Origin of the sequence: Pseudomonas sp. B21-031 (genome assembly GCF_024748985.1) — a bacterium.
GTDB lineage: Bacteria > Pseudomonadota > Gammaproteobacteria > Pseudomonadales > Pseudomonadaceae > Aquipseudomonas > Aquipseudomonas kermanshahensis.
The window spans coordinates 5,953,742-5,975,010 of the sequence record NZ_CP087181.1 but is presented as its reverse complement, the minus strand read 5'-3'; the positions used below and the strand labels follow the sequence as shown (position 1 = coordinate 5,975,010).

The window sequence follows — 21,269 nt, the reverse complement described above, 5'->3', positions numbered from 1 at the left end:
GGATATCCCCTGAGTTTGAAAGCCGGATGAGGCAAAAACAAACCGCCATTGTACCGGTCGAGCGATCAGTTATCCACATGTGGATACGTTAGGAGCCATGACAAAACAGCCATTTATCGACCAAAACGGCTTTATTGCGCTGTGCATAAGCTCTGTGGATAACCGCACCTGAGGGCTATGCACAACCCTGGGTTGAGATCTGTGGATAATTCACCTGTGGATAATGAGCACTTTAATCCACAGCTTCTGCGCATGCGGAGCACAAGCGCAGCACCGGATACCGACAGGGTTTCAAAACTCTGTACAGCCCGCGATTTCTGGGCTGTAGAACGTTATCCACAGAAAGTTATCCACTTAAGATTTATAAGTTCTTTAAGAAAGCTTTTTAAATGTCTCTTCTTTTTTTTCATGTTATCCCCCGATGTGCGTTCACCCTAAGGCCGTGTCTGGGCAGCGTCTGATCGACCGAGCCGGTCACGCCTTCTATAAGGAATGACTGGTTGGAAATTGACCTATTGGCTTGCTTTCTCTAGAATCGCCGGTCTCTTAAAAAGGGGGCCATCCCGGCCGTCGTCGACAAACCCAGGTAACACGCCATGAAACGTACTTTCCAACCAAGCACCATCAAGCGCGCGCGCACTCACGGTTTCCGTGCTCGTATGGCTACCAAGAACGGCCGCGCTGTTCTGTCGCGTCGTCGTGCCAAAGGCCGTAAGCGTCTGGCCATTTGATTTTTCGGCACAGGTGGTGAGTCAGGACTTCAGTCGGGAAAAGCGACTGCTTACACCCCGACATTTCAAAGCGGTCTTCGACTCCCCAACCGGCAAGGTTCCAGGGAAAAACCTGCTGATCCTTGCTCGCGAGAACGGCCTCGATCATCCGCGCCTTGGCCTGGTGATCGGCAAGAAGAGCGTCAAGCTCGCCGTTCAACGCAATCGCCTCAAGCGCTTGATGCGCGATTCCTTTCGTCTGAACCAGCAGATACTCGCTGGCCTGGACATCGTGATCGTCGCGCGCAAGGGATTGGGTGAGGTAGAAAACCCGGAATTGCATCAACACTTTGGCAAGCTCTGGAAACGCCTGGCGCGCAGCCGGCCTTCTCCAGCGGTTAGCGCCGATTCCGCAGGGGTAGACAGCCAAGATGCGTAAACTGGCACTCGTTCCGATCCAGTTTTACCGTTATGCCATCAGTCCTCTGATGGCCAGTCACTGTCGTTTCTTCCCCAGCTGCTCCTGTTACGCTTACGAAGCCATCGAAAACCATGGCTTATGGCGTGGTGGGTGGCTGGCCGTTCGTCGCCTGGGGCGTTGTCATCCGTGGAACGACGGCGGTTTCGATCCCGTTCCACCCGCTCCTTCCTCCCGAACTTCTTCGATAGCCGAGTAATCATGGATATTAAACGCACGATCCTGATCGCCGCGCTGGCAGTCGTGTCCTACGTCATGGTCCTGAAGTGGAACGATGACTACGGCCAAGCTGCCCTGCCGACTCAGAATACTGCTGCCAGCACTGTTGCTCCGGGCTTGCCCGATGGCGTGCCGGCCGGTAACAACGGTGTCAGCGCCGATGTACCGAGCGCCAACGCCGAATCGAGCCCTGCCGAACTGGCACCGGTCGCACTCAGCAAGGATCTGGTCCGCGTCAAGACCGATGTTCTGGAACTGGCTATCGACCCGGTGGGTGGTGACATCGTCCAGCTGAACCTGCCGAAGTACCCACGCCGTCAGGACCACCCGAACATTCCGTTCCAGTTGTTCGACAACGGTGGCGAGCGTGTTTACCTGGCTCAGAGCGGCCTGACCGGCGCCAATGGCCCGGACGCCCGTTCCACGGGTCGCCCGCTGTACGCGGCTGAACAGCGCAACTACCAACTGGCCGATGGCCAGGAACAACTGGTGGTGGACCTGAAGTTCAGCGACAACGGTGTGAACTACATCAAGCGCTTCAGCTTCAAGCGCGGTGAGTACGACCTGACCGTCAGCTACCTGATCGACAACCAGAGCAGCCAGGCCTGGAGCGGCAACATGTTTGCCCAGCTCAAGCGTGACGCCAGTGGCGATCCGTCTTCGAGCACGGCCACTGGCACCGCTACCTACCTGGGCGCCGCCCTGTGGACAGCTGCCGAGCCGTACAAGAAAGTGTCGATGAAAGACATCGACAAAGGTAGTTTGAAAGAAAATGTGTCCGGCGGCTGGGTCGCCTGGCTGCAGCACTACTTCGTCACTGCCTGGATCCCGGCCAAGTCGGACAACAACGTTGTCCAGACCCGCAAGGACAGCCAAGGCAACTACATCATCGGCTACACCGGCCCAGCCATCAGCGTTCCTGCTGGCGGCAAGGTCGAAACCAGCGCCATGCTGTACGCCGGTCCGAAGATCCAGTCCAAGCTCAAAGAGTTGTCCCCAGGCCTGGAACTGACCGTCGACTACGGCTTCCTGTGGTTCATTGCCCAGCCGATCTTCTGGCTGCTGCAACATATCCACAGCCTGCTGGGTAACTGGGGCTGGTCGATCATCGTCCTGACCATGCTGATCAAAGGCCTGTTCTTCCCGCTGTCGGCTGCCAGCTACCGCTCGATGGCGCGCATGCGTGCCGTGGCGCCGAAGCTCGCTGCGCTGAAGGAACGCTTCGGTGATGATCGCCAGAAGATGTCCCAGGCGATGATGGAGCTGTACAAGAAAGAGAAGATCAACCCGCTGGGTGGCTGCCTGCCGATCCTGGTTCAGATGCCGGTATTCCTGGCCCTGTACTGGGTACTGCTGGAAAGCGTAGAAATGCGCCAGGCCCCATGGATGCTGTGGATCACTGACCTGTCGATCAAGGATCCGTTCTTCATCCTGCCGATCATCATGGGCGCAACCATGTTCATTCAGCAGCGTCTGAACCCGACGCCGCCGGATCCGATGCAGGCCAAGGTAATGAAAATGATGCCAATCATCTTCACCTTCTTCTTCCTGTGGTTCCCGGCTGGCCTGGTGCTGTACTGGGTTGTGAACAACTGCCTGTCGATTTCGCAGCAGTGGTACATCACCCGCCGTATCGAAGCAGCGACTAAAAAAGCTGCTGCTTGACGGGCTGCTAGTCTGTGAATAAAAACGCCCCCTAGTGGGGCGTTTTTGCTATCTGTCGTTTTTGTCGTAGAGGCTTTCGAGCATGAACACTGTGCGTGAGACCATCGCTGCCATCGCTACCGCCCAAGGCCGCGGTGGCGTGGGCATTGTCCGCTTGTCTGGCCCTCTGGCGGCCAAGGCAGGCCAGCTCATCACCGGCCGCACCCTAACGCCTCGCCATGCGCATTACGGGCCCTTCCGTGATGACCAGGGCCTGGTGCTGGACGAAGGCATCGCGTTGTACTTCCCGGGGCCGAACTCGTTCACCGGTGAGGATGTGCTCGAGCTGCAGGGGCATGGTGGGCCGGTGGTCCTCGACATGCTGCTGCAACGCTGTGTACAACTTGGTTGCCGCCTGGCCCGGCCCGGTGAGTTCAGCGAGCGTGCGTTTCTCAACGACAAGCTCGACCTGGCGCAAGCCGAGGCGATCGCCGACCTCATTGAAGCCAGCTCCAGCCAGGCCGCGCGCAATGCCTTGCGTTCGCTACAAGGTGAGTTCTCCAAGCGTGTGCACAGCCTTACCGAGGCGCTGATCGCGTTGCGGATCTATGTCGAAGCGGCGATCGACTTCCCTGAGGAGGAGATCGACTTCCTCGCCGATGGCCACGTGCTGTCGATGCTGGACGCGGTGCGTGGCGAGTTGTCCACAGTGCAACGCGAAGCCGGGCAGGGCGCTTTGCTGCGTGATGGCATGACCGTAGTTATTGCCGGCCGTCCGAATGCGGGTAAATCCAGCCTGCTGAATCGGCTTGCCGGTCGCGAAGCCGCCATCGTCACGGACATCGCCGGCACCACCCGCGACATTCTGCGTGAACATATCCACATCGATGGCATGCCGTTGCACGTGGTCGATACTGCAGGCCTGCGCGATACCGATGACCATGTGGAAAAGATCGGCGTCGAGCGGGCGCTCAAGGCTATTGGCGAGGCGGATCGTGTATTGCTGGTGGTAGATTCCACAGCCCCGGAAGCCGCAGACCCGTTCGCCCTCTGGCCTGAGTTCCTCGATCAGCGGCCGGACCCTGGCAAAGTCACCCTGATCCGCAACAAGGCTGACCTCAGTGGTGAGGCCGTGGGCCTGGAACAGTGTGACGACGGCCATGTGACCATCACCCTCAGCGCCAAGGACGACGACAGTGGTCTGCAGTTGCTGCGCGACCACCTCAAGGCCTGCATGGGTTATGAACAAACCGCAGAGAGCGGTTTCAGCGCCCGCCGGCGGCACCTCGATGCCCTGCGCCAGGCCAGCGATCACCTGGAGCATGGCCGCGCGCAATTGACCCTGGCGGGGGCCGGTGAGCTGCTGGCCGAGGACCTGCGACAGGCTCAGCAGGCCCTGGGAGAGATCACAGGGGCGTTCAGCTCGGATGACCTGTTGGGGCGCATCTTCTCCAGTTTCTGCATCGGTAAGTAATCCACAGGCCTTCAAAAGGCACTCGCAACACCAGGCCGCTCCTCCGGGAGCGGCTTTTTTTTGGGTGATTGGCGGTGGAGTTTTTGCGCCCTTGAGATCGAGCGCCGCCCGCGCGGCGCTTCGCAGCGCAAGGCTGCTCCTACATTTTTATCGGGCCAGTCAATCCTGAGACAGAGGCGCGCGGCCCCTTGGCGCCTAGCTCAATATCGTGTGGAACAAACAAGGCGGTCGCGCGCGCTGGGACAGGCATTACTGGCCGAAACCGATGTAGGAGCAGCCTTGTGCTGCGAAGCGCCGCGCGGGCGGCGCTCGATTTACGCCGTCCCTCATAACCCAAGACAAGCACCTGGCTGCCTTCACCCCAACTTGCTGAACAACCTTTTCGGCCCACCGACCCGCTGGGACGGTCTGTGGATTGCCGAACGGCCACAACAATCCGGTTTTTTCATCAACAGGTACAAAAAAGGCCCAGCTGTACCCTGTGGAAAACCCACCATCAGCTCTCTTGATAACCCCCTCTTTTTCTTGAGGAAAAAACCGTCTGTGCATAAGTAGCACTTTAATCCACAGGCTAAAGGGCGTTATCCAGAGGCCTTATGGCACTTGGATAACAGGGTTTAATTTCTCTGTACACAGCGCCAAATAAGGGATCTAGAACCTTATCCACAGAAAGGTGTGTGCATAAGAATAAACATAAAAACAAAGCTTCTTTAAATCTCTCTTCGTTGTTTTTGTTGTCTGCCACTCATCCACAGCCTGATCAAATTTTGCGCAAGCGGTTCCTTTGCAAGGGGGTAAGTCCCTATACTTGTCCGCTTACCTTCTCTATTCGCAAAAACAGGCACGAGGTGCGTGGTGGATTTCCCTTCCCGTTTTGAAGTGATCGTCATCGGCGGCGGCCATGCCGGTACCGAGGCTGCGCTTGCGTCTGCACGCATGGGTGTGAAAACCCTGCTGCTGACCCATAACGTGGAAACCCTCGGTCACATGAGCTGCAACCCCGCGATTGGCGGTATTGGCAAAAGCCATCTGGTCAAAGAGATCGATGCGCTCGGCGGTGCCATGGCATTGGCCACCGACAAGAGCGGCATCCAGTTCCGCGTTTTGAACAACCGCAAAGGCCCGGCCGTACGCGCCACCCGAGCGCAAGCTGACCGCGCCATTTACAAGGCTGTGGTTCGCGAAATCCTGGAAAACCAGCCAAACCTGTGGATATTCCAGCAGTCCTGCGACGACCTGATCGTCGAACAGGACCAAGTCAAAGGCGTGGTGACCCAGATGGGCCTGCGCTTCTTTGCCGACTCCGTGGTGCTGACGACCGGGACCTTCCTCGGTGGCCTTATCCACATCGGTTTGCAAAACCATTCCGGCGGTCGCGCCGGCGATCCGCCTTCGATTGCCCTGGCGCACCGCATGCGTGAACTGCCGCTGCGCGTAGGCCGTTTGAAAACCGGTACCCCGCCGCGCATCGATGGCCGGTCGGTAGACTTCTCGGTCATGACCGAACAACCGGGCGATACGCCGATCCCGGTCATGTCGTTCATGGGCAACGCGCAGATGCATCCGCGCCAGGTGAGCTGCTGGATTACCCACACCAACGCCCGCACCCACGAAATCATCGCGTCGAACCTCGACCGTTCGCCGATGTACTCGGGTGTGATCGAAGGTGTTGGCCCGCGCTACTGCCCATCGATCGAAGACAAGATCCACCGTTTTGCCGACAAGGAAAGCCACCAGGTCTTCATCGAGCCGGAAGGCCTGAACACCCATGAGCTGTACCCCAACGGCATCTCGACTTCGCTGCCGTTCGACGTGCAGCTGGAGCTGGTGCGTTCGATTCGCGGCATGGAAAACGCTCACATCGTGCGCCCGGGCTACGCCATCGAGTACGACTACTTCGACCCGCGTGACCTGAAGTACAGCCTCGAGACCAAGGTCATCGGCGGCCTGTTCTTCGCTGGCCAGATCAACGGCACCACCGGTTACGAAGAAGCCGGTGCACAAGGCCTGCTGGCCGGTACCAACGCTGCACTGCGTGCGCAAGGCCGCGAAAGCTGGTGCCCGCGCCGCGACGAGGCGTACATCGGCGTACTGGTCGACGACCTGATCACCCTGGGTACCCAGGAGCCGTACCGCATGTTCACCTCGCGTGCCGAGTACCGGCTGATCCTGCGCGAAGACAACGCCGACCTGCGCCTGACCGAAAAAGGCCGCGAACTGGGCCTGATCGATGACCAGCGTTGGGCCGCGTTCTGCGCCAAGCGTGACGGCATCGAGCGTGAGGAGCAGCGCCTGAAGTCGACCTGGGTTCGGCCGAATACCCCTCAGGGCCAGGCAGTTGTGGATAAGTTCGGCACGCCGTTGAGCCACGAATACAGCCTGCTCAACCTGTTGGCGCGGCCGGAAATCGACTACGCCGGCCTGATCGAGGCCACCGGTGGTGATGAAATTGATCCACAGGTCGCCGAGCAGGTCGAGATCAAGACCAAGTACGCGGGCTACATCGACCGCCAGCAGGACGAAATCGCTCGGCTGCGCGCCAGCGAAGACACCCGCCTGCCTGTGGATATCGACTACACCACGATTTCTGGCCTGTCGAAGGAAATCCAGGGCAAGCTTGGCCAGACCCGTCCCGAGACGCTGGGCCAGGCTTCGCGTATCCCTGGTGTGACACCAGCGGCCATTTCGCTGCTGCTGATTCATCTGAAAAAACGCGGCGCAGGCCGCGAATTGGAGCAAAGCGCTTGAGTTCCCTGGTCACCCCGCAACACGCCGAAGAATTGTCCACAGGCGCGCGCCAGCTCGGCATCGAGCTGAGCGCGCAGCAGCACGAGATGCTGCTGGGCTACCTGGCCCTGTTGATCAAATGGAACAAGGCCTACAACCTGACTGCCGTGCGCGACCCGGACGAGATGGTTTCGCGGCATCTGCTCGACAGCCTCAGCGTCATGTCGTTTATCCACAGCGAGCGCGATAACTGGCTGGATGTCGGCAGTGGGGGTGGCATGCCAGGCATACCCTTGGCTATCCTGCACCCGCACAAGCAAGTGACGGTTCTGGACAGCAATGGCAAGAAGACCCGCTTCCTGACCCAAGTCAAAATGGAACTCAAGCTGGACAACCTGCAGGTTATCCACAGCCGGGTCGAAGCATTCAAACCGGCGCAACCGTTCAGCGGAATCATCTCTCGTGCCTTCAGCAGCATGGAGAACTTCACCAACTGGACCCGCCATCTGGGCGACACCGGGACGCAATGGCTTGCAATGAAGGGGCTGCATCCTGCCGATGAACTGGTAGCATTGCCCGCAGACTTCACAGTGGAAAGCGAGCAGGCCCTGACCGTTCCGGGTTGCCAGGGCCAGCGCCATCTGCTGATACTGCGCCGCAAGGCATGACTGGGAACACGCGCATCAATGGCTAAGGTATTCGCAATCGCGAACCAGAAAGGTGGTGTGGGCAAGACCACCACCTGTATCAATCTCGCCGCTTCGCTGGCCGCGACCAAACGTCGTGTGCTGCTGATCGACCTCGATCCGCAAGGCAACGCCACCATGGGCAGCGGTGTCGACAAGCACGAGCTCGAGCACTCGGTATACGACCTGCTGATCGGGGAATGCGACCTGGCTCAGGCCATGCATTACTCCGAGCACGGTGGTTTCCAGCTGTTGCCGGCCAACCGTGACCTGACCGCCGCCGAAGTGGTGCTGCTGGAAATGCAGGTCAAGGAAAGCCGCCTGCGCAACGCCCTGGCGCCGATCCGCGAGAACTACGACTTCATTCTCATCGACTGTCCGCCGTCGTTGTCGATGCTGACGCTGAACGCGTTGGTGGCCTCCGATGGCGTCATTATCCCCATGCAGTGCGAGTACTACGCACTGGAAGGTCTCAGTGACCTTGTGGATAACATCAAGCGCATCGCCGCCCGGTTGAACCCGGAGCTGAAGATCGAAGGCCTGTTGCGGACCATGTTCGACCCGCGCCTGAGCCTGAACAACGATGTTTCGGCCCAGCTCAAGGAACACTTCGGCGAGCAGCTGTACGACACGGTCATCCCGCGCAACATTCGCCTGGCCGAGGCCCCAAGCTTTGGCATGCCGGCCCTGGCCTACGACAAGCAATCGCGTGGCGCGCTGGCTTATCTGGCCCTGGCTGGGGAACTGGTACGCCGTCAGCGCCGTCCATCCCGCACTGCACAAACAACTTAAGGAATCCGTATGGCCGTTAAGAAACGGGGTCTCGGACGTGGGTTGGATGCACTGCTCAGTGGTCCTTCCGTCAGCGCGCTCGAAGAGCAGGCTGTCAAGATCGACCAGAAAGAACTGCAACACCTGCCGGTCGAGCTGATTCAACGTGGCAAGTACCAGCCGCGTCGCGACATGGACCCGGTGGCGCTGGAAGAACTCGCGCATTCGATTCGCACCCATGGCGTGATGCAGCCGATCGTGGTTCGCCCGATTGCCGATAACCGCTACGAGATCATCGCCGGTGAGCGCCGTTGGCGCGCCACCCAGCAGGCTGGCCTGGACACCGTGCCGGCCATGGTCCGCGAAGTGCCGGACGAAACGGCCATCGCCATGGCGCTGATCGAAAACATCCAGCGCGAAGACCTCAACCCCCTGGAAGAGGCCCTCGCGCTGCAGCGCCTGCAGCAGGAGTTCGAACTGACCCAGCAGCAGGTAGCGGATGCCGTGGGCAAGTCGCGGGTTACCGTGGCCAACCTGCTGCGCCTGATCACCCTGCCTGAAGCGATCAAGACCATGCTCGCCCATGGTGACCTGGAGATGGGTCATGCGCGCGCTTTGCTCGGTCTTGAAGAGCATCGTCAGGAAGAGGGGGCGCGTCATGTTGTCGCACGTGGCCTCACCGTGCGCCAAACTGAGGCACTGGTGCGTCAGTGGCTCAGCGACAAGCCTGATCCGGTCGAACCGAGCAAACCTGATCCGGATATCGCACGCCTTGAACAGCGGCTCGCAGAGCGCCTGGGCTCTGCCGTACAGATCCGTCATGGCAACAAGGGCAAGGGCCAGTTGGTTATTCGCTATAACTCGCTTGACGAGTTGCAAGGCGTCCTTGCTCACATCCGCTGAAACAATTCCTGTTGTAGCGCGCAGTCGGAAATCACTACGAAGAGTTGAATAGGGGTTAATCCACCCCTATACTCTGCGCGCATTTTGTCGGCACAAATTATGCCAAGTCATAGCTGACTTGTTGGTCGACTTCCGAGGAGCAGTTGTGATGGAAATACGCACGCCAAACCGCTTGCCTTTCCATCGCTGGGCGGTTTTTCCGGTACTGCTGACTCAATGTGTTGTACTGCTGTTGGCAACGTTGGTGTTGTGGCAGTGGAAAGGGGCGGTCAGTGGATATTCAGGTCTCTGCGGAGGTTTGATTGCCTGGCTACCCAATGTGTATTTCGCCTGGAAGGCATTTCGCTTCAGCGGAGCCCGGGCAGCGCAGGCCATCGTCAAGTCGTTCTACGCTGGCGAGGCAGGCAAAATGATTTTGACGGCAGTGCTGTTTGCACTGACCTTCGCAGGAGTGAAGCCATTGGCGCCGTTAGCAGTATTCGGCGTCTTCCTGCTGACCCTAATGGTCAGCTGGTTCGCGCCACTGCTAATGAATAAAAGACTTTCGAGACCTTAGGGCGTTTGAGGCAACCATGGCAGCAGAAACCGCTTCGGGCTATATCCAGCACCACTTGCAGAACCTGACCTACGGTCAACTACCAGACGGCAGCTGGGGCTTCGCCCATTCGGCTGCAGAAGCCAAGGCAATGGGCTTCTGGGCGTTCCACCTGGACACCCTGGGCTGGTCCGTTGCGCTGGGTCTGATCTTCCTGTTCATCTTCCGCATGGCGGCGAAGAAGGCGACCTCCGGCCAACCTGGCGGTCTGCAGAACTTCGTCGAAGTGATGGTCGACTTCGTCAACGGCAGCGTGAAGGACTCCTTCCACGGCCGTAGCCCGGTGATCGCACCGCTGGCGCTGACCATCTTCGTCTGGGTATTCCTGATGAACGCCGTCGACCTGGTACCGGTCGACTGGATTCCTCAGCTGGCCATCCTGATCTCCGGTGATCCGCACATTCCGTTCCGCGCCGTGTCGACCACCGACCCGAACGCGACCCTGGCCATGGCCTTCAGCGTGTTCGCCCTGATCATCTTCTACAGCATCAAGGTCAAGGGCCTGGGCGGCTTCATCGGTGAGCTGACCCTGCACCCGTTCGGCAGCAAGAACATCTTTGTTCAGATCCTGCTGATCCCGGTGAACTTCCTGCTCGAATTCGTCACCCTGATCGCCAAGCCGATCTCGCTGGCCCTGCGTCTGTTCGGCAACATGTACGCCGGTGAGCTGGTGTTCATCCTGATCGCCGTCATGTTCGGCTCCGGCCTGCTCTGGCTGAGCGGCCTGGGTGTGGTGCTGCAATGGGCGTGGGCTGTGTTCCACATCCTGATCATCACCCTGCAAGCTTTCATCTTCATGATGCTGACCATCGTCTACCTGTCGATGGCGCACGAAGATAACCATTAAGACCGCCTGGCGTGTCTGATAGCCTTCCTCGCCGGTACGGGGGGAGGGCTTAAAAAGTCCGCAAGGGCAGCTGTACTCACGATTTGTTTTACCGCTTCAAACTAAAAACCTAACCAATACGACGTAAAAGTCGGGAGGAAAGATGGAAACTGTAGTTGGTCTGACCGCTATCGCTGTTGCTCTGCTGATCGGCCTGGGTGCTCTGGGTACCGCCATTGGTTTCGGCCTGCTGGGCGGCAAATTCCTGGAAGGCGCTGCTCGTCAACCAGAAATGGTTCCGATGCTGCAGGTTAAAATGTTCATCGTTGCCGGTCTGCTCGACGCCGTAACCATGATCGGTGTTGGTATCGCTCTGTTCTTCACCTTCGCGAATCCGTTCGTTGGTCAGATCGCCGGCTAATCACTCGTCACCACGAGTTGATTTGCTGTATGAATTAAGACCGAGCGAGGTGTTGGCGTGAACATTAATGCAACCCTGATTGGCCAATCCGTTGCTTTCCTGATTTTTGTACTCTTCTGCATGAAGTACGTATGGCCTCCGGTCATCACTGCTCTGCAAGAGCGCCAAAAGAAGATTGCCGATGGCTTGGACGCTGCCAACCGCGCAGCTCGCGACCTGGAGCTGGCCCAAGAGAAAGCGGGTCAGCAACTGCGTGAAGCTAAAGCACAGGCAGCCGAAATCATTGAGCAAAGCAAGAAACGCGCTGCTCAGCTTGTCGAGGAAGCCCGTGAACAGGCCCGCGTCGAAGCTGACCGTGTGAAGGCTCAGGCTCTGGCCGAGATCGAACAGGAACTGAACAGCGCTAAAGACGCCCTGCGTGCCCAAGTGGGTGCTCTGGCCGTTGGCGGTGCTGAAAAGATCCTTGGCGCCACAATCGATCAAAACGCGCATGCGGAGCTGGTTAACAAACTGGCCGCTGAAATTTAAGCGAGGGCGATCATGGCAGAACTGACCACGTTGGCCCGACCTTACGCTAAGGCTGCCTTTGAGCATGCCCAGGCCCATCAGCAACTGGCCAATTGGTCAGCCATGCTCGGCCTGGCTGCTGCGGTGTCGCAAGACGACACCATGCAGCGCCTGCTCAAGGCCCCGCGACTGACGAGCGCAGAAAAGGCCGCCACGTTCATTGACGTGTGCGGTGACAAGTTCAATGCACAGGCACAGAATTTCATTCATGTTGCCGCGGAAAACGACCGTCTCCTGCTTCTGCCGGAGATTGCCGCTCTGTTCGACCTGTACAAGGCCGAGCAAGAGAAATCCGTGGACGTGGAAGTCACCAGTGCCTTCGCGTTGAACCAAGAACAGCAAGACAAACTCGCCAAGGTTCTCAGTGCACGGTTAGGCCAGGAAGTGCGCCTGCACGCGTCGGAGGATGCCAGCCTGATTGGCGGCGTCGTCATCCGCGCTGGTGACCTGGTAATCGATGGCTCTGTTCGCGGCAAAATCGCGAAACTGGCCGAAGCATTGAAATCTTGAGTTTGAAGGGGCAGCAGAGCAATGCAGCAACTCAATCCTTCCGAAATTAGTGAAATCATCAAGGGCCGCATCGACAACCTCGATGTGAGCTCCCAAGCCCGTAACGAAGGTACCGTCGTTTCGGTTTCCGACGGTATCGTGCGGATCCACGGTCTGGCCGACGTCATGTACGGCGAAATGATCGAGTTCCCTGGCGGCGTCTACGGCATGGCCCTGAACCTGGAGCAAGACTCCGTAGGTGCAGTGATCCTGGGTGCATACGACACCCTCGCCGAAGGCATGAGCGCCAAGTGCACCGGCCGCATCCTGGAAGTTCCGGTTGGTAAGGAACTGCTGGGTCGCGTCGTCGACGCATTGGGCAACCCGATCGACGGCAAAGGCCCGTTGGGCAACACCGAGACCGACGCGGTCGAGAAAGTTGCTCCAGGCGTGATCTGGCGTAAGTCGGTAGACCAGCCTGTACAGACTGGCTACAAGTCCGTTGACGCCATGATCCCTGTCGGCCGTGGCCAGCGTGAGCTGATCATCGGTGACCGTCAGATCGGCAAGACCGCCATGGCCATCGACGCCATCATCAACCAGAAAGACTCCGGTATTTTCTGTGTGTATGTTGCTGTCGGCCAGAAGCGCTCCACCGTTGCCAACATCGTTCGCAAGCTGGAAGAAAACGACGCACTGAAAAACACCATCGTGGTGGTTGCCAGTGCTTCGGAATCCGCCGCACTGCAATTCCTGGCGCCATACGCCGGTTGCACCATGGGCGAGTTCTTCCGTGACCGCGGTGAAGACGCACTGATCGTTTACGATGACCTGTCCAAGCAGGCCGTTGCCTACCGTCAGATCTCCCTGCTGCTGCGCCGTCCACCAGGACGTGAAGCGTACCCAGGCGACGTGTTCTATCTCCACTCCCGTCTGCTGGAGCGTGCATCGCGCGTTTCGGAAGAGTACGTCGAGAAGTTCACCAACGGTGCTGTGACTGGCAAAACCGGTTCCCTGACCGCGCTGCCGATCATCGAAACCCAGGCTGGCGACGTTTCCGCGTTCGTTCCGACCAACGTGATCTCGATCACCGACGGTCAGATCTTCCTGGAATCGGCCATGTTCAACTCGGGCATCCGCCCTGCAGTGAACGCCGGTGTTTCGGTATCCCGCGTAGGTGGTGCCGCTCAGACCAAGATCATCAAGAAGCTGTCCGGTGGTATTCGTACCGCTCTGGCTCAGTACCGTGAACTGGCTGCATTCGCCCAGTTCGCTTCCGATCTGGACGAAGCGACCCGCAAGCAGCTGGAGCATGGTCAGCGCGTTACCGAGCTGATGAAGCAGAAGCAGTACGCGCCAATGTCCATCGCGGACATGGCCCTGTCGCTGTACGCCGCTGAGCGTGGTTTCCTGACTGACGTAGAAGTCTCCAAGATCGGTAGCTTCGAGCAAGCACTGATCGCCTTCTTCAACCGTGATCACGCTGAACTGATGGCGAAGATCAACGTGAAGGGTGACTTCAACGACGAAATCGACGCTGGCCTGAAAGCCGGTATCGAGAAGTTCAAGGCCACCCAGACCTGGTAAGCCGCAGCGGGGGCCCAGGCCCCCGCTTGCTAACCTGATAGGTGATACATGGCAGGCGCAAAAGAGATTCGCAGTAAGATTGCGAGCATCAAAAGCACGCAAAAAATTACCAGCGCCATGGAGAAAGTGGCGGTCAGCAAAATGCGCAAGGCACAAATGCGCATGGCTGCTAGCCGTCCTTACGCGGAGCGTATCCGCCAGGTGATCGGTCATCTGGCCAACGCCAACCCGGAATACCGCCACCCTTTCATGATCGAGCGCCCTGTTAAGCGCACCGGTTATATCGTGGTGAGCAGTGACCGTGGTCTGTGCGGTGGCTTGAACACCAACCTGTTCAAGGCCCTGGTCAAGGACATGAACGCAAACCGCGAACAGGGCGTGGAAATCGACCTGTGCGTGATCGGCAGCAAGGGTGCGACTTTCTTCCGCATCTTTGGCGGCAACGTCGTAGCCGCGATCAGCCACCTGGGCGAAGAGCCATCGATCAACGATCTGATCGGCTCCGTCAAAGTGATGCTGGACGCCTACCTGGACGGCCGTATCGATCGCCTCTCCGTGGTTTCGAACAAGTTCATCAATACCATGACCCAGAAGCCAACGGTCGAGCAATTGGTACCGTTGGTGGCAACCCCGGATCAGGATCTCAAGCATCACTGGGATTACCTGTACGAACCCGACGCAAAAGAGCTGCTGGACGGCTTGATGGTGCGTTACGTGGAGTCGCAGGTATACCAGGCGGTGGTCGAGAACAACGCTGCTGAACAAGCGGCCCGGATGATCGCCATGAAGAACGCCACAGACAACGCCGGTGATTTGATCAAAGAGCTTCAGTTGATCTACAACAAGGCGCGTCAGGCTGCGATCACCCAGGAGATCTCGGAAATCGTCGGCGGCGCTGCCGCGGTTTAACGGTTCACATATTCAGAGGATCCAGCTATGAGTAGCGGACGTATCGTTCAAATCATCGGCGCCGTCATCGACGTGGAATTCCCACGTGACGTCGTGCCGAGTGTATACAACGCGCTGAAAGTACAAGGCGCGGAAACCACCCTCGAAGTTCAGCAGCAGCTGGGCGACGGCGTGGTTCGTACTATTGCGATGGGCTCGACCGAAGGCTTGAAGCGCGGTCTGGATGTCGTCGACACCGGCGCTGCCATTTCCGTTCCTGTTGGTAAGGCCACCCTGGGCCGTATCATGGACGTACTGGGCAACCCGATCGACGAAGCCGGCCCGATCGGTGAAGAAGAGCGTCGCGGTATCCACCAGCCAGCGCCTTCGTTCGCTGACCAGGCAGGCGGCAACGACCTGCTGGAAACCGGCATCAAGGTTATCGACCTGGTTTGCCCGTTCGCCAAGGGTGGTAAAGTTGGTCTGTTCGGTGGTGCCGGTGTCGGCAAGACCGTAAACATGATGGAACTGATCCGTAACATCGCCATGGAACACAGCGGTTACTCCGTGTTCGCTGGTGTGGGTGAGCGTACTCGTGAGGGTAACGACTTCTACCACGAGATGAAGGACTCCAACGTTCTCGACAAAGTAGCGCTGGTCTACGGTCAGATGAACGAGCCACCAGGAAACCGTCTGCGCGTAGCGCTGACTGGCCTGACCATGGCTGAGAAGTTCCGTGACGAAGGTAACGACGTTCTGCTGTTCGTCGACAACATCTATCGTTACACCCTGGCCGGTACTGAAGTATCCGCACTGCTGGGCCGTATGCCTTCGGCAGTAGGTTACCAGCCGACCCTGGCTGAAGAGATGGGCGTTCTGCAAGAGCGCATCACCTCCACCAAGGAAGGTTCGATCACCTCCGTCCAGGCCGTATACGTACCTGCGGACGACTTGACCGACCCGTCGCCAGCGACCACCTTCGCCCACTTGGACGCCACCGTCGTTCTGTCCCGTGACATCGCCTCCCTGGGTATCTACCCAGCGGTCGACCCACTGGACTCGACTTCGCGCCAGCTGGACCCGAACGTGATCGGCAACGAGCACTACGACACCGCGCGTGGCGTTCAGTATGTTCTGCAGCGCTACAAAGAGCTGAAAGACATCATCGCCATTCTGGGTATGGACGAACTGTCCGAGACCGACAAGCAACTGGTAGCCCGCGCTCGTAAGATCCAGCGCTTCCTGTCGCAGCCGTTCTTCGTGGCCGAAGTCTTCACCGGTTCGCCAGGCAAGTACGTTTCCCTGAAAGACACCATCGCTGGCTTCAGCGGCATCCTCAAAGGTGACTACGACCACCTGCCAGAACAAGCGTTCTACATGGTCGGCAGCATCGACGAAGCGATCGAGAAAGCCAAGAAACTGTAATTCCTGCGCCCCGCAAGGGGCGCTATCAGGTTGAGGCAAGCAGATGGCTATGACAGTCCATTGCGATATCGTCAGCGCGGAAGGAGAGATTTTCTCCGGTCTGGTCGAGATGGTGGTTGCGCACGGTAACCTGGGTGATCTTGGTATCGCTCCGGGCCACGCGCCGCTGATCACCAATCTGAAGCCAGGTCCGATCACGCTGACCAAGCAGGGTGGCGCCCAAGAGGTGTTTTACATCTCTGGTGGTTTCCTCGAGGTTCAGCCGAACATGGTCAAGGTGCTTGCCGATACCGTGCAACGTGCTGCAGACCTGGATGAAGCTCAGGCTCAGGAAGCCCTCAAGGCTGCCGAGAACGCCCTGAATCTGAAAGGCGCGGACTTCGACTACGGCGCCGCCGCCGCACGTCTGGCCGAGGCCGCAGCTCAGCTGCGTACCGTCCAGCAAATGCGCAAAGGCAAGTAATCGGCCCTGGGCTGATCACTTCTGTTGCGATTGAGTAAAAGGGTAGCCTCGGCTACCCTTTTTCTTTTTCCGAATTTCTCCCCCCGGTCATTTCACTGACCGCCCAGGATTGGTAGCCAGTAATGTCACTCGATATCGTTATTCTCGCCGCCGGCCAAGGTACCCGCATGCGCTCGGCGCTGCCTAAGGTGCTGCACCCGGTTGCCGGCAACTCCATGCTTGGCCATGTTATCCACAGCGCGCGTCAACTCCAGCCGCAAGGTATCCACGTGGTCATTGGCCATGGTGCCGAGCAGGTGCGTGAGCGCCTGGCAGCTGACGATCTGAACTTTGTCATGCAAGACAAGCAGCTGGGTACAGGCCATGCCGTGGCCCAGGCGCTGCCAGCATTGACCGCTGACACCGTACTGGTGCTGTACGGTGATGTGCCGTTGATCGAAGTGGAGACCTTGCAGCGCCTGTTGGCCAAGGCCAATGATCGACAGCTGGGCTTGCTCACGGTCACCCTTGAAGACCCGACCGGCTATGGCCGCATCGTGCGTGACGAGCAAGGCAAGGTGACGGCCATCGTTGAGCACAAGGATGCCAGCGACGCGCAGAAAGCGATCAAGGAAGGCAACACCGGCATTCTGGCCCTGCCTGCGGCGCGCCTGGCGGACTGGATGAGCCGCTTGTCGAATAACAATGCCCAAGGCGAGTACTACCTGACCGACGTCATCGCCATGGCGGTGTCCGATGGCCTGGTGGTTGCCACCGAGCAACCTGAAGACCCGATGGAAGTGCAGGGCGCCAACGACCGTCGCCAGCTGTCCGAGCTCGAGCGCCACTATCAGCTGCGCGCAGGCCGCCGCCTGATGGCTCAGGGCGTCACCCTGCGTGACCCGGCGCGGTTCGATGTACGGGGTGAAGTGACCGTTGGTCGCGATGTGCTGATCGACATCAACGTGATCCTCGAAGGCCAGGTGGTCATCGAAGACGGCGTAGAGATCGGCCCCAACTGCGTGATCAAGAACAGCACCCTGCGCAAGGGTGTGGTGGTCAAGGCTAACAGCCACATCGAAGGTGCGGTGATGGGCGAGGGCAGCGATGCCGGCCCGTTCGCTCGCTTGCGCCCAGGCAGCGTGCTGGATGCCAAGGCCCATGTGGGTAACTTCGTCGAGCTGAAAAACGCTCATCTGGGCGAAGGCGCCAAGGCAGGCCACCTGAGCTACCTGGGCGACGCCGAAATCGGCGCGCGCACCAACATCGGCGCAGGCACCATCACCTGCAACTATGATGGCGCCAACAAGTTCAAGACCGTGATGGGTGAGGACGTGTTCATCGGTTCGAACAACTCACTGGTGGCGCCTGTGGAAATCAAGGCCGGCGCGACCACGGCAGCCGGTTCTACTATCACGCAGACCGTCGAAGCCGCCGACCTGGCTGTGGGCCGCGCGCGTCAGCGCAACATCTCGGGCTGGAAGCGGCCGGAGAAAATCAAGAAGAGCTGAGTTACCCACAGCTGTTTCGATCGAAAGCCGACTTATGTGAATAAGCCGGCTTTTTTTTGGGGTGAGTTGCGCTCCTACACGGGACGAAACTATCCACAGGGCAGCGACTGCTTGACGGGACGAGCGTCTTAGGTTTTGATTGCAACCATTATCTTTCGAAACGAAACTTAAGCGCTCATGTCGAAACGTAACACGCCTCAACGCCGCCACAACATCCTGGCCATGCTCAGTGAGCAAGGGGAGGTGAGTGTGGATGCATTGGCCAAGCGCTTCGAAACCTCGGAAGTGACCATTCGCAAAGACCTCGCCGCCCTGGAAACCAACGGCCTGTTGCTACGCCGCTATGGCGGTGCGGTACCGGTGCCGCAAGAGCTGCTCGGTGAGCCGGCCCAGCCCGTGTCTGCTTACAAGAAGGCCATTGCCCGCGCGGCGGTAGGGCGTATCCGCGAACATGCGCGGATCATCATCGACAGTGGCAGCACCACTGCCGCGATGATTCCCGAGCTGGGCCGACAGCCTGGCCTGGTGGTGATGACCAATTCCTTGAACGTGGCCCGCGCCATCAGCGATCTCGAGCATGAGCCTGTATTGCTGATGACCGGTGGTACTTGGGACCCGCACTCCGAATCGTTCCAGGGGCAGGTTGCCGAGCAGGTGCTGCGCTCCTACGATTTCGATCAGCTGTTCATCGGTGCCGATGGCATCGACCTCAACCGGGGCACCACCACCTTCAATGAGCTGCTGGGCCTGAGCCGAGTCATGGCCGAGGTCGCCCGTGAGGTGATCGTGATGGTCGAGTCCGACAAGGTGGGGCGCAAAATCCCCAACCTTGAGCTGCCGTGGGGCAGCGTGAATACCCTCATTACTGACGAACGCCTGCCCGCAGCGGCACGCGAACAAATTCAAGCCCGCGGCATCAACCTGATTTGCGCCGCGATCAGCCAGGAGCAATGAACATGTGTGGAATCGTTGGTGCCGTAGCCGAACGTAATATCACCGCCATCCTGATCGAAGGCCTCAAGCGCCTTGAGTACCGCGGGTACGACAGTGCCGGCCTGGCGGTCTACAGCCAGCAGGGTGGGCTGGAGCGTCGCCGCCGGATTGGCAAGGTCAGCGAGTTGGAAGCTGCCGTGGCCGCCGAGCCGCTCGTCGGCCAGCTGGGTATCGCACACACGCGTTGGGCTACCCACGGCGCGCCAACCGAAGGCAATGCCCACCCACACTTCTCGGGCAGCGAATTGGCGGTCGTGCACAACGGCATCATCGAGAACCACGAAGAACTGCGTGAAGAGCTTAAAGGCCTCGGCTACGTGTTCACCTCGCAGACCGATACCGAAGTCATCGTCCACCTGATCCACCACACGCTCAAGACCGTTGCAGACCTGACCGACGCGCTGAAGGCTGCGGTGAAGCGCCTGCATGGCGCCTATGGCCTGGCCCTGATCAGCGCTAAACAGCCAGACCGCCTGGTAGCTGCCCGCAGCGGCAGCCCGCTGGTGATCGGCCTGGGCCTTGGCGAGAACTTCCTGGCCTCGGATCAGCTGGCCCTGCGCCAGGTCACCGACCGTTTCATGTACCTGGAAGAAGGCGATATCGCTGAAATCCGCCGTGACCAGGTCAGCATCTGGGACCAGGCTGGCAACAAGGTCCAGCGTGAAACCGTGCAGTATCACGAAGGTGCAGAAGCGGCGGACAAGGGCAACTACCGTCACTTCATGCTCAAGGAAATCCACGAGCAGCCAAGCGTGGTCCAGCGCACCCTGGAAGGCCGTCTGGGCAAAGACCACGTGCTGGTTCAGGCCTTTGGCCCGAAAGCCGCCGACCTGTTCGCCAAAGTGCGCAACGTACAGATCGTTGCCTGCGGCACCAGCTACCACGCCGGCATGGTCGCCCGTTACTGGCTGGAAAGCCTGGCCGGCATCCCTTGCCAGGTCGAAGTCGCCAGCGAGTTCCGCTACCGCAAGGTGGTGGTGCAGCCCGACACCCTGTTCGTCTCGATCTCGCAATCCGGTGAGACTGCCGACACCCTGGCTGCCCTGCGCAACGCCAAGGAGCTGGGCTTCCTCGGCAGCCTGGCGATCTGCAACGTCGGCATCAGCTCGCTGGTGCGTGAATCCGACCTGACCCTGCTGACCCTGGCAGGCCCGGAAATCGGCGTTGCTTCGACCAAGGCGTTCACCACTCAGCTGGTCTCGCTGATGATGCTGACCCTGGCCCTGGGCCAGGTACGCGGCACCCTCGAAGCTGGTGTCGAAGCCGAGCTGGTTGAAGAATTGCGTCGCCTGCCGGCCCGCCTGGGCGAGGCACTGGCCATGGACGCAACTGTCGAGAAGATCGCCGAGCTGTTCGCCGACAAGCACCACACCCTGTTCCTGGGCCGCGGCGCCCAGTATCCGGTAGCGATGGAAGGCGCGCTCAAGCTCAAGGAAATCTCCTACATCCACGCCGAAGCCTACCCGGCAGGCGAGCTGAAGCACGGCCCGCTGGCACTTGTGGATAACGACATGCCAGTCGTGACCGTGGCGCCGAACAACGAACTGCTGGAGAAGCTCAAGTCCAACCTGCAGGAAGTGCGTGCCCGTGGCGGTGAGCTGGTGGTGTTTGCCGACGAGCACGCTGGCATGACCAACGGCGAAGGCACCCACGTGATCAAGGTGCCGCACATCGCTGACGCCCTGGCACCGATCCTGTACACCATCCCGCTGCAGTTGCTGTCGTACTACGTGGCGGTGCTCAAGGGCACCGACGTTGACCAGCCGCGTAACTTGGCGAAGTCGGTGACGGTGGAATAAACCTACGGGCAACCGTTAAAAAGCACCGGCCCCGCTGTGATCCACAGCAGGTGCTGGTGCTTTTTTGCGCAATAAAACCGATTTTGGTATAACTTCCGGCCAGTTCATAGGATT

Annotated in this window: 21 protein-coding genes; all 21 read left to right on the top strand. The window is 59.2% G+C overall.

Features of this window, described 5'->3' with window-relative positions:
- Nucleotides 1-596: 596 nt before the first annotated feature.
- A complete protein-coding gene (gene rpmH / locus LOY53_RS26675; RefSeq protein ID WP_003253163.1) occupies nucleotides 597-731 on the top strand; it encodes a 50S ribosomal protein L34 in 135 nt (44 codons plus the stop codon).
- A gap of 13 nt (nucleotides 732-744) precedes the next feature.
- Nucleotides 745-1,149, top strand: coding sequence for a ribonuclease P protein component (gene rnpA, locus LOY53_RS26670; RefSeq protein WP_077068714.1), 405 nt, complete (start codon nucleotides 745-747; stop codon nucleotides 1,147-1,149).
- Complete coding sequence (gene yidD, locus LOY53_RS26665; RefSeq protein WP_075046823.1) at nucleotides 1,142-1,387, top strand: membrane protein insertion efficiency factor YidD; 246 nt, start codon at nucleotides 1,142-1,144, stop codon at nucleotides 1,385-1,387. Before rnpA ends, yidD begins: the two co-directional genes overlap by 8 nt.
- A gap of 2 nt (nucleotides 1,388-1,389) precedes the next feature.
- The gene (gene yidC / locus LOY53_RS26660) at nucleotides 1,390-3,072 is read left to right on the top strand and encodes a membrane protein insertase YidC (protein WP_252826294.1); all 1,683 of its coding nucleotides are present in this window, start codon (nucleotides 1,390-1,392) and stop codon (nucleotides 3,070-3,072) included.
- An 82-nt stretch (nucleotides 3,073-3,154) separates the two neighbouring features.
- Nucleotides 3,155-4,525, top strand: coding sequence for a tRNA uridine-5-carboxymethylaminomethyl(34) synthesis GTPase MnmE (gene mnmE, locus LOY53_RS26655; RefSeq protein WP_027592072.1), 1,371 nt, complete (start codon nucleotides 3,155-3,157; stop codon nucleotides 4,523-4,525).
- 855 nt (nucleotides 4,526-5,380) lie between these two features.
- A complete protein-coding gene (gene mnmG, locus LOY53_RS26650; RefSeq protein ID WP_085272138.1) occupies nucleotides 5,381-7,273 on the top strand; it encodes a tRNA uridine-5-carboxymethylaminomethyl(34) synthesis enzyme MnmG in 1,893 nt (630 codons plus the stop codon).
- Complete coding sequence (gene rsmG, locus LOY53_RS26645; protein ID WP_186679315.1) at nucleotides 7,270-7,920, top strand: 16S rRNA (guanine(527)-N(7))-methyltransferase RsmG; 651 nt, start codon at nucleotides 7,270-7,272, stop codon at nucleotides 7,918-7,920. Before mnmG ends, rsmG begins: the two co-directional genes overlap by 4 nt.
- Nucleotides 7,921-7,938: 18 nt before the next feature.
- Nucleotides 7,939-8,730 (top strand): ParA family protein, encoded by a 792-nt coding sequence (locus LOY53_RS26640; protein ID WP_027592075.1) that lies wholly within the window; start codon nucleotides 7,939-7,941, stop codon nucleotides 8,728-8,730.
- 9 nt (nucleotides 8,731-8,739) lie between these two features.
- A complete protein-coding gene (locus LOY53_RS26635; RefSeq protein WP_027592076.1) occupies nucleotides 8,740-9,612 on the top strand; it encodes a ParB/RepB/Spo0J family partition protein in 873 nt (290 codons plus the stop codon).
- 148 nt (nucleotides 9,613-9,760) lie between these two features.
- On the top strand, nucleotides 9,761-10,168 hold the full coding sequence (locus tag LOY53_RS26630; protein WP_027592077.1) for a F0F1 ATP synthase subunit I: 408 nt from the start codon (nucleotides 9,761-9,763) through the stop codon (nucleotides 10,166-10,168).
- A gap of 16 nt (nucleotides 10,169-10,184) precedes the next feature.
- Entirely contained in the window at nucleotides 10,185-11,054 is an 870-nt protein-coding gene (gene atpB, locus LOY53_RS26625; RefSeq protein WP_016489912.1) for a F0F1 ATP synthase subunit A, read from the top strand.
- A 142-nt stretch (nucleotides 11,055-11,196) separates the two neighbouring features.
- Entirely contained in the window at nucleotides 11,197-11,454 is a 258-nt protein-coding gene (atpE, locus tag LOY53_RS26620) for a F0F1 ATP synthase subunit C (protein WP_003097235.1), read from the top strand.
- Between the two features lie 57 nt (nucleotides 11,455-11,511).
- On the top strand, nucleotides 11,512-11,982 hold the full coding sequence (locus tag LOY53_RS26615) for a F0F1 ATP synthase subunit B (RefSeq protein WP_003253189.1): 471 nt from the start codon (nucleotides 11,512-11,514) through the stop codon (nucleotides 11,980-11,982).
- Nucleotides 11,983-11,994: 12 nt separating this feature from the next.
- Nucleotides 11,995-12,531: a F0F1 ATP synthase subunit delta gene (locus LOY53_RS26610; RefSeq protein WP_003253191.1), complete on the top strand. Its 537-nt coding sequence runs from the start codon at nucleotides 11,995-11,997 to the stop codon at nucleotides 12,529-12,531.
- 21 nt (nucleotides 12,532-12,552) lie between these two features.
- On the top strand, nucleotides 12,553-14,097 hold the full coding sequence (gene atpA / locus LOY53_RS26605) for a F0F1 ATP synthase subunit alpha (RefSeq protein WP_099430841.1): 1,545 nt from the start codon (nucleotides 12,553-12,555) through the stop codon (nucleotides 14,095-14,097).
- A 48-nt stretch (nucleotides 14,098-14,145) separates the two neighbouring features.
- Nucleotides 14,146-15,006: a F0F1 ATP synthase subunit gamma gene (atpG, locus tag LOY53_RS26600; protein ID WP_016489911.1), complete on the top strand. Its 861-nt coding sequence runs from the start codon at nucleotides 14,146-14,148 to the stop codon at nucleotides 15,004-15,006.
- Between the two features lie 27 nt (nucleotides 15,007-15,033).
- Nucleotides 15,034-16,410 carry a F0F1 ATP synthase subunit beta gene (gene atpD / locus LOY53_RS26595; protein ID WP_016489910.1) on the top strand — a complete coding sequence of 459 codons (1,377 nt, stop codon included), beginning with the start codon at nucleotides 15,034-15,036 and terminating at the stop codon, nucleotides 16,408-16,410.
- Between the two features lie 43 nt (nucleotides 16,411-16,453).
- Entirely contained in the window at nucleotides 16,454-16,873 is a 420-nt protein-coding gene (locus LOY53_RS26590) for a F0F1 ATP synthase subunit epsilon (protein WP_016489909.1), read from the top strand.
- Nucleotides 16,874-16,995: 122 nt separating this feature from the next.
- Complete coding sequence (glmU, locus tag LOY53_RS26585; protein ID WP_252826292.1) at nucleotides 16,996-18,363, top strand: bifunctional UDP-N-acetylglucosamine diphosphorylase/glucosamine-1-phosphate N-acetyltransferase GlmU; 1,368 nt, start codon at nucleotides 16,996-16,998, stop codon at nucleotides 18,361-18,363.
- Nucleotides 18,364-18,540: 177 nt separating this feature from the next.
- The gene (locus LOY53_RS26580) at nucleotides 18,541-19,317 is read left to right on the top strand and encodes a DeoR/GlpR family DNA-binding transcription regulator (protein ID WP_027592080.1); all 777 of its coding nucleotides are present in this window, start codon (nucleotides 18,541-18,543) and stop codon (nucleotides 19,315-19,317) included.
- 2 nt (nucleotides 19,318-19,319) lie between these two features.
- Entirely contained in the window at nucleotides 19,320-21,155 is a 1,836-nt protein-coding gene (gene glmS / locus LOY53_RS26575; protein WP_085272141.1) for a glutamine--fructose-6-phosphate transaminase (isomerizing), read from the top strand.
- The last annotated feature ends 114 nt before the right edge of the window (nucleotides 21,156-21,269 follow it).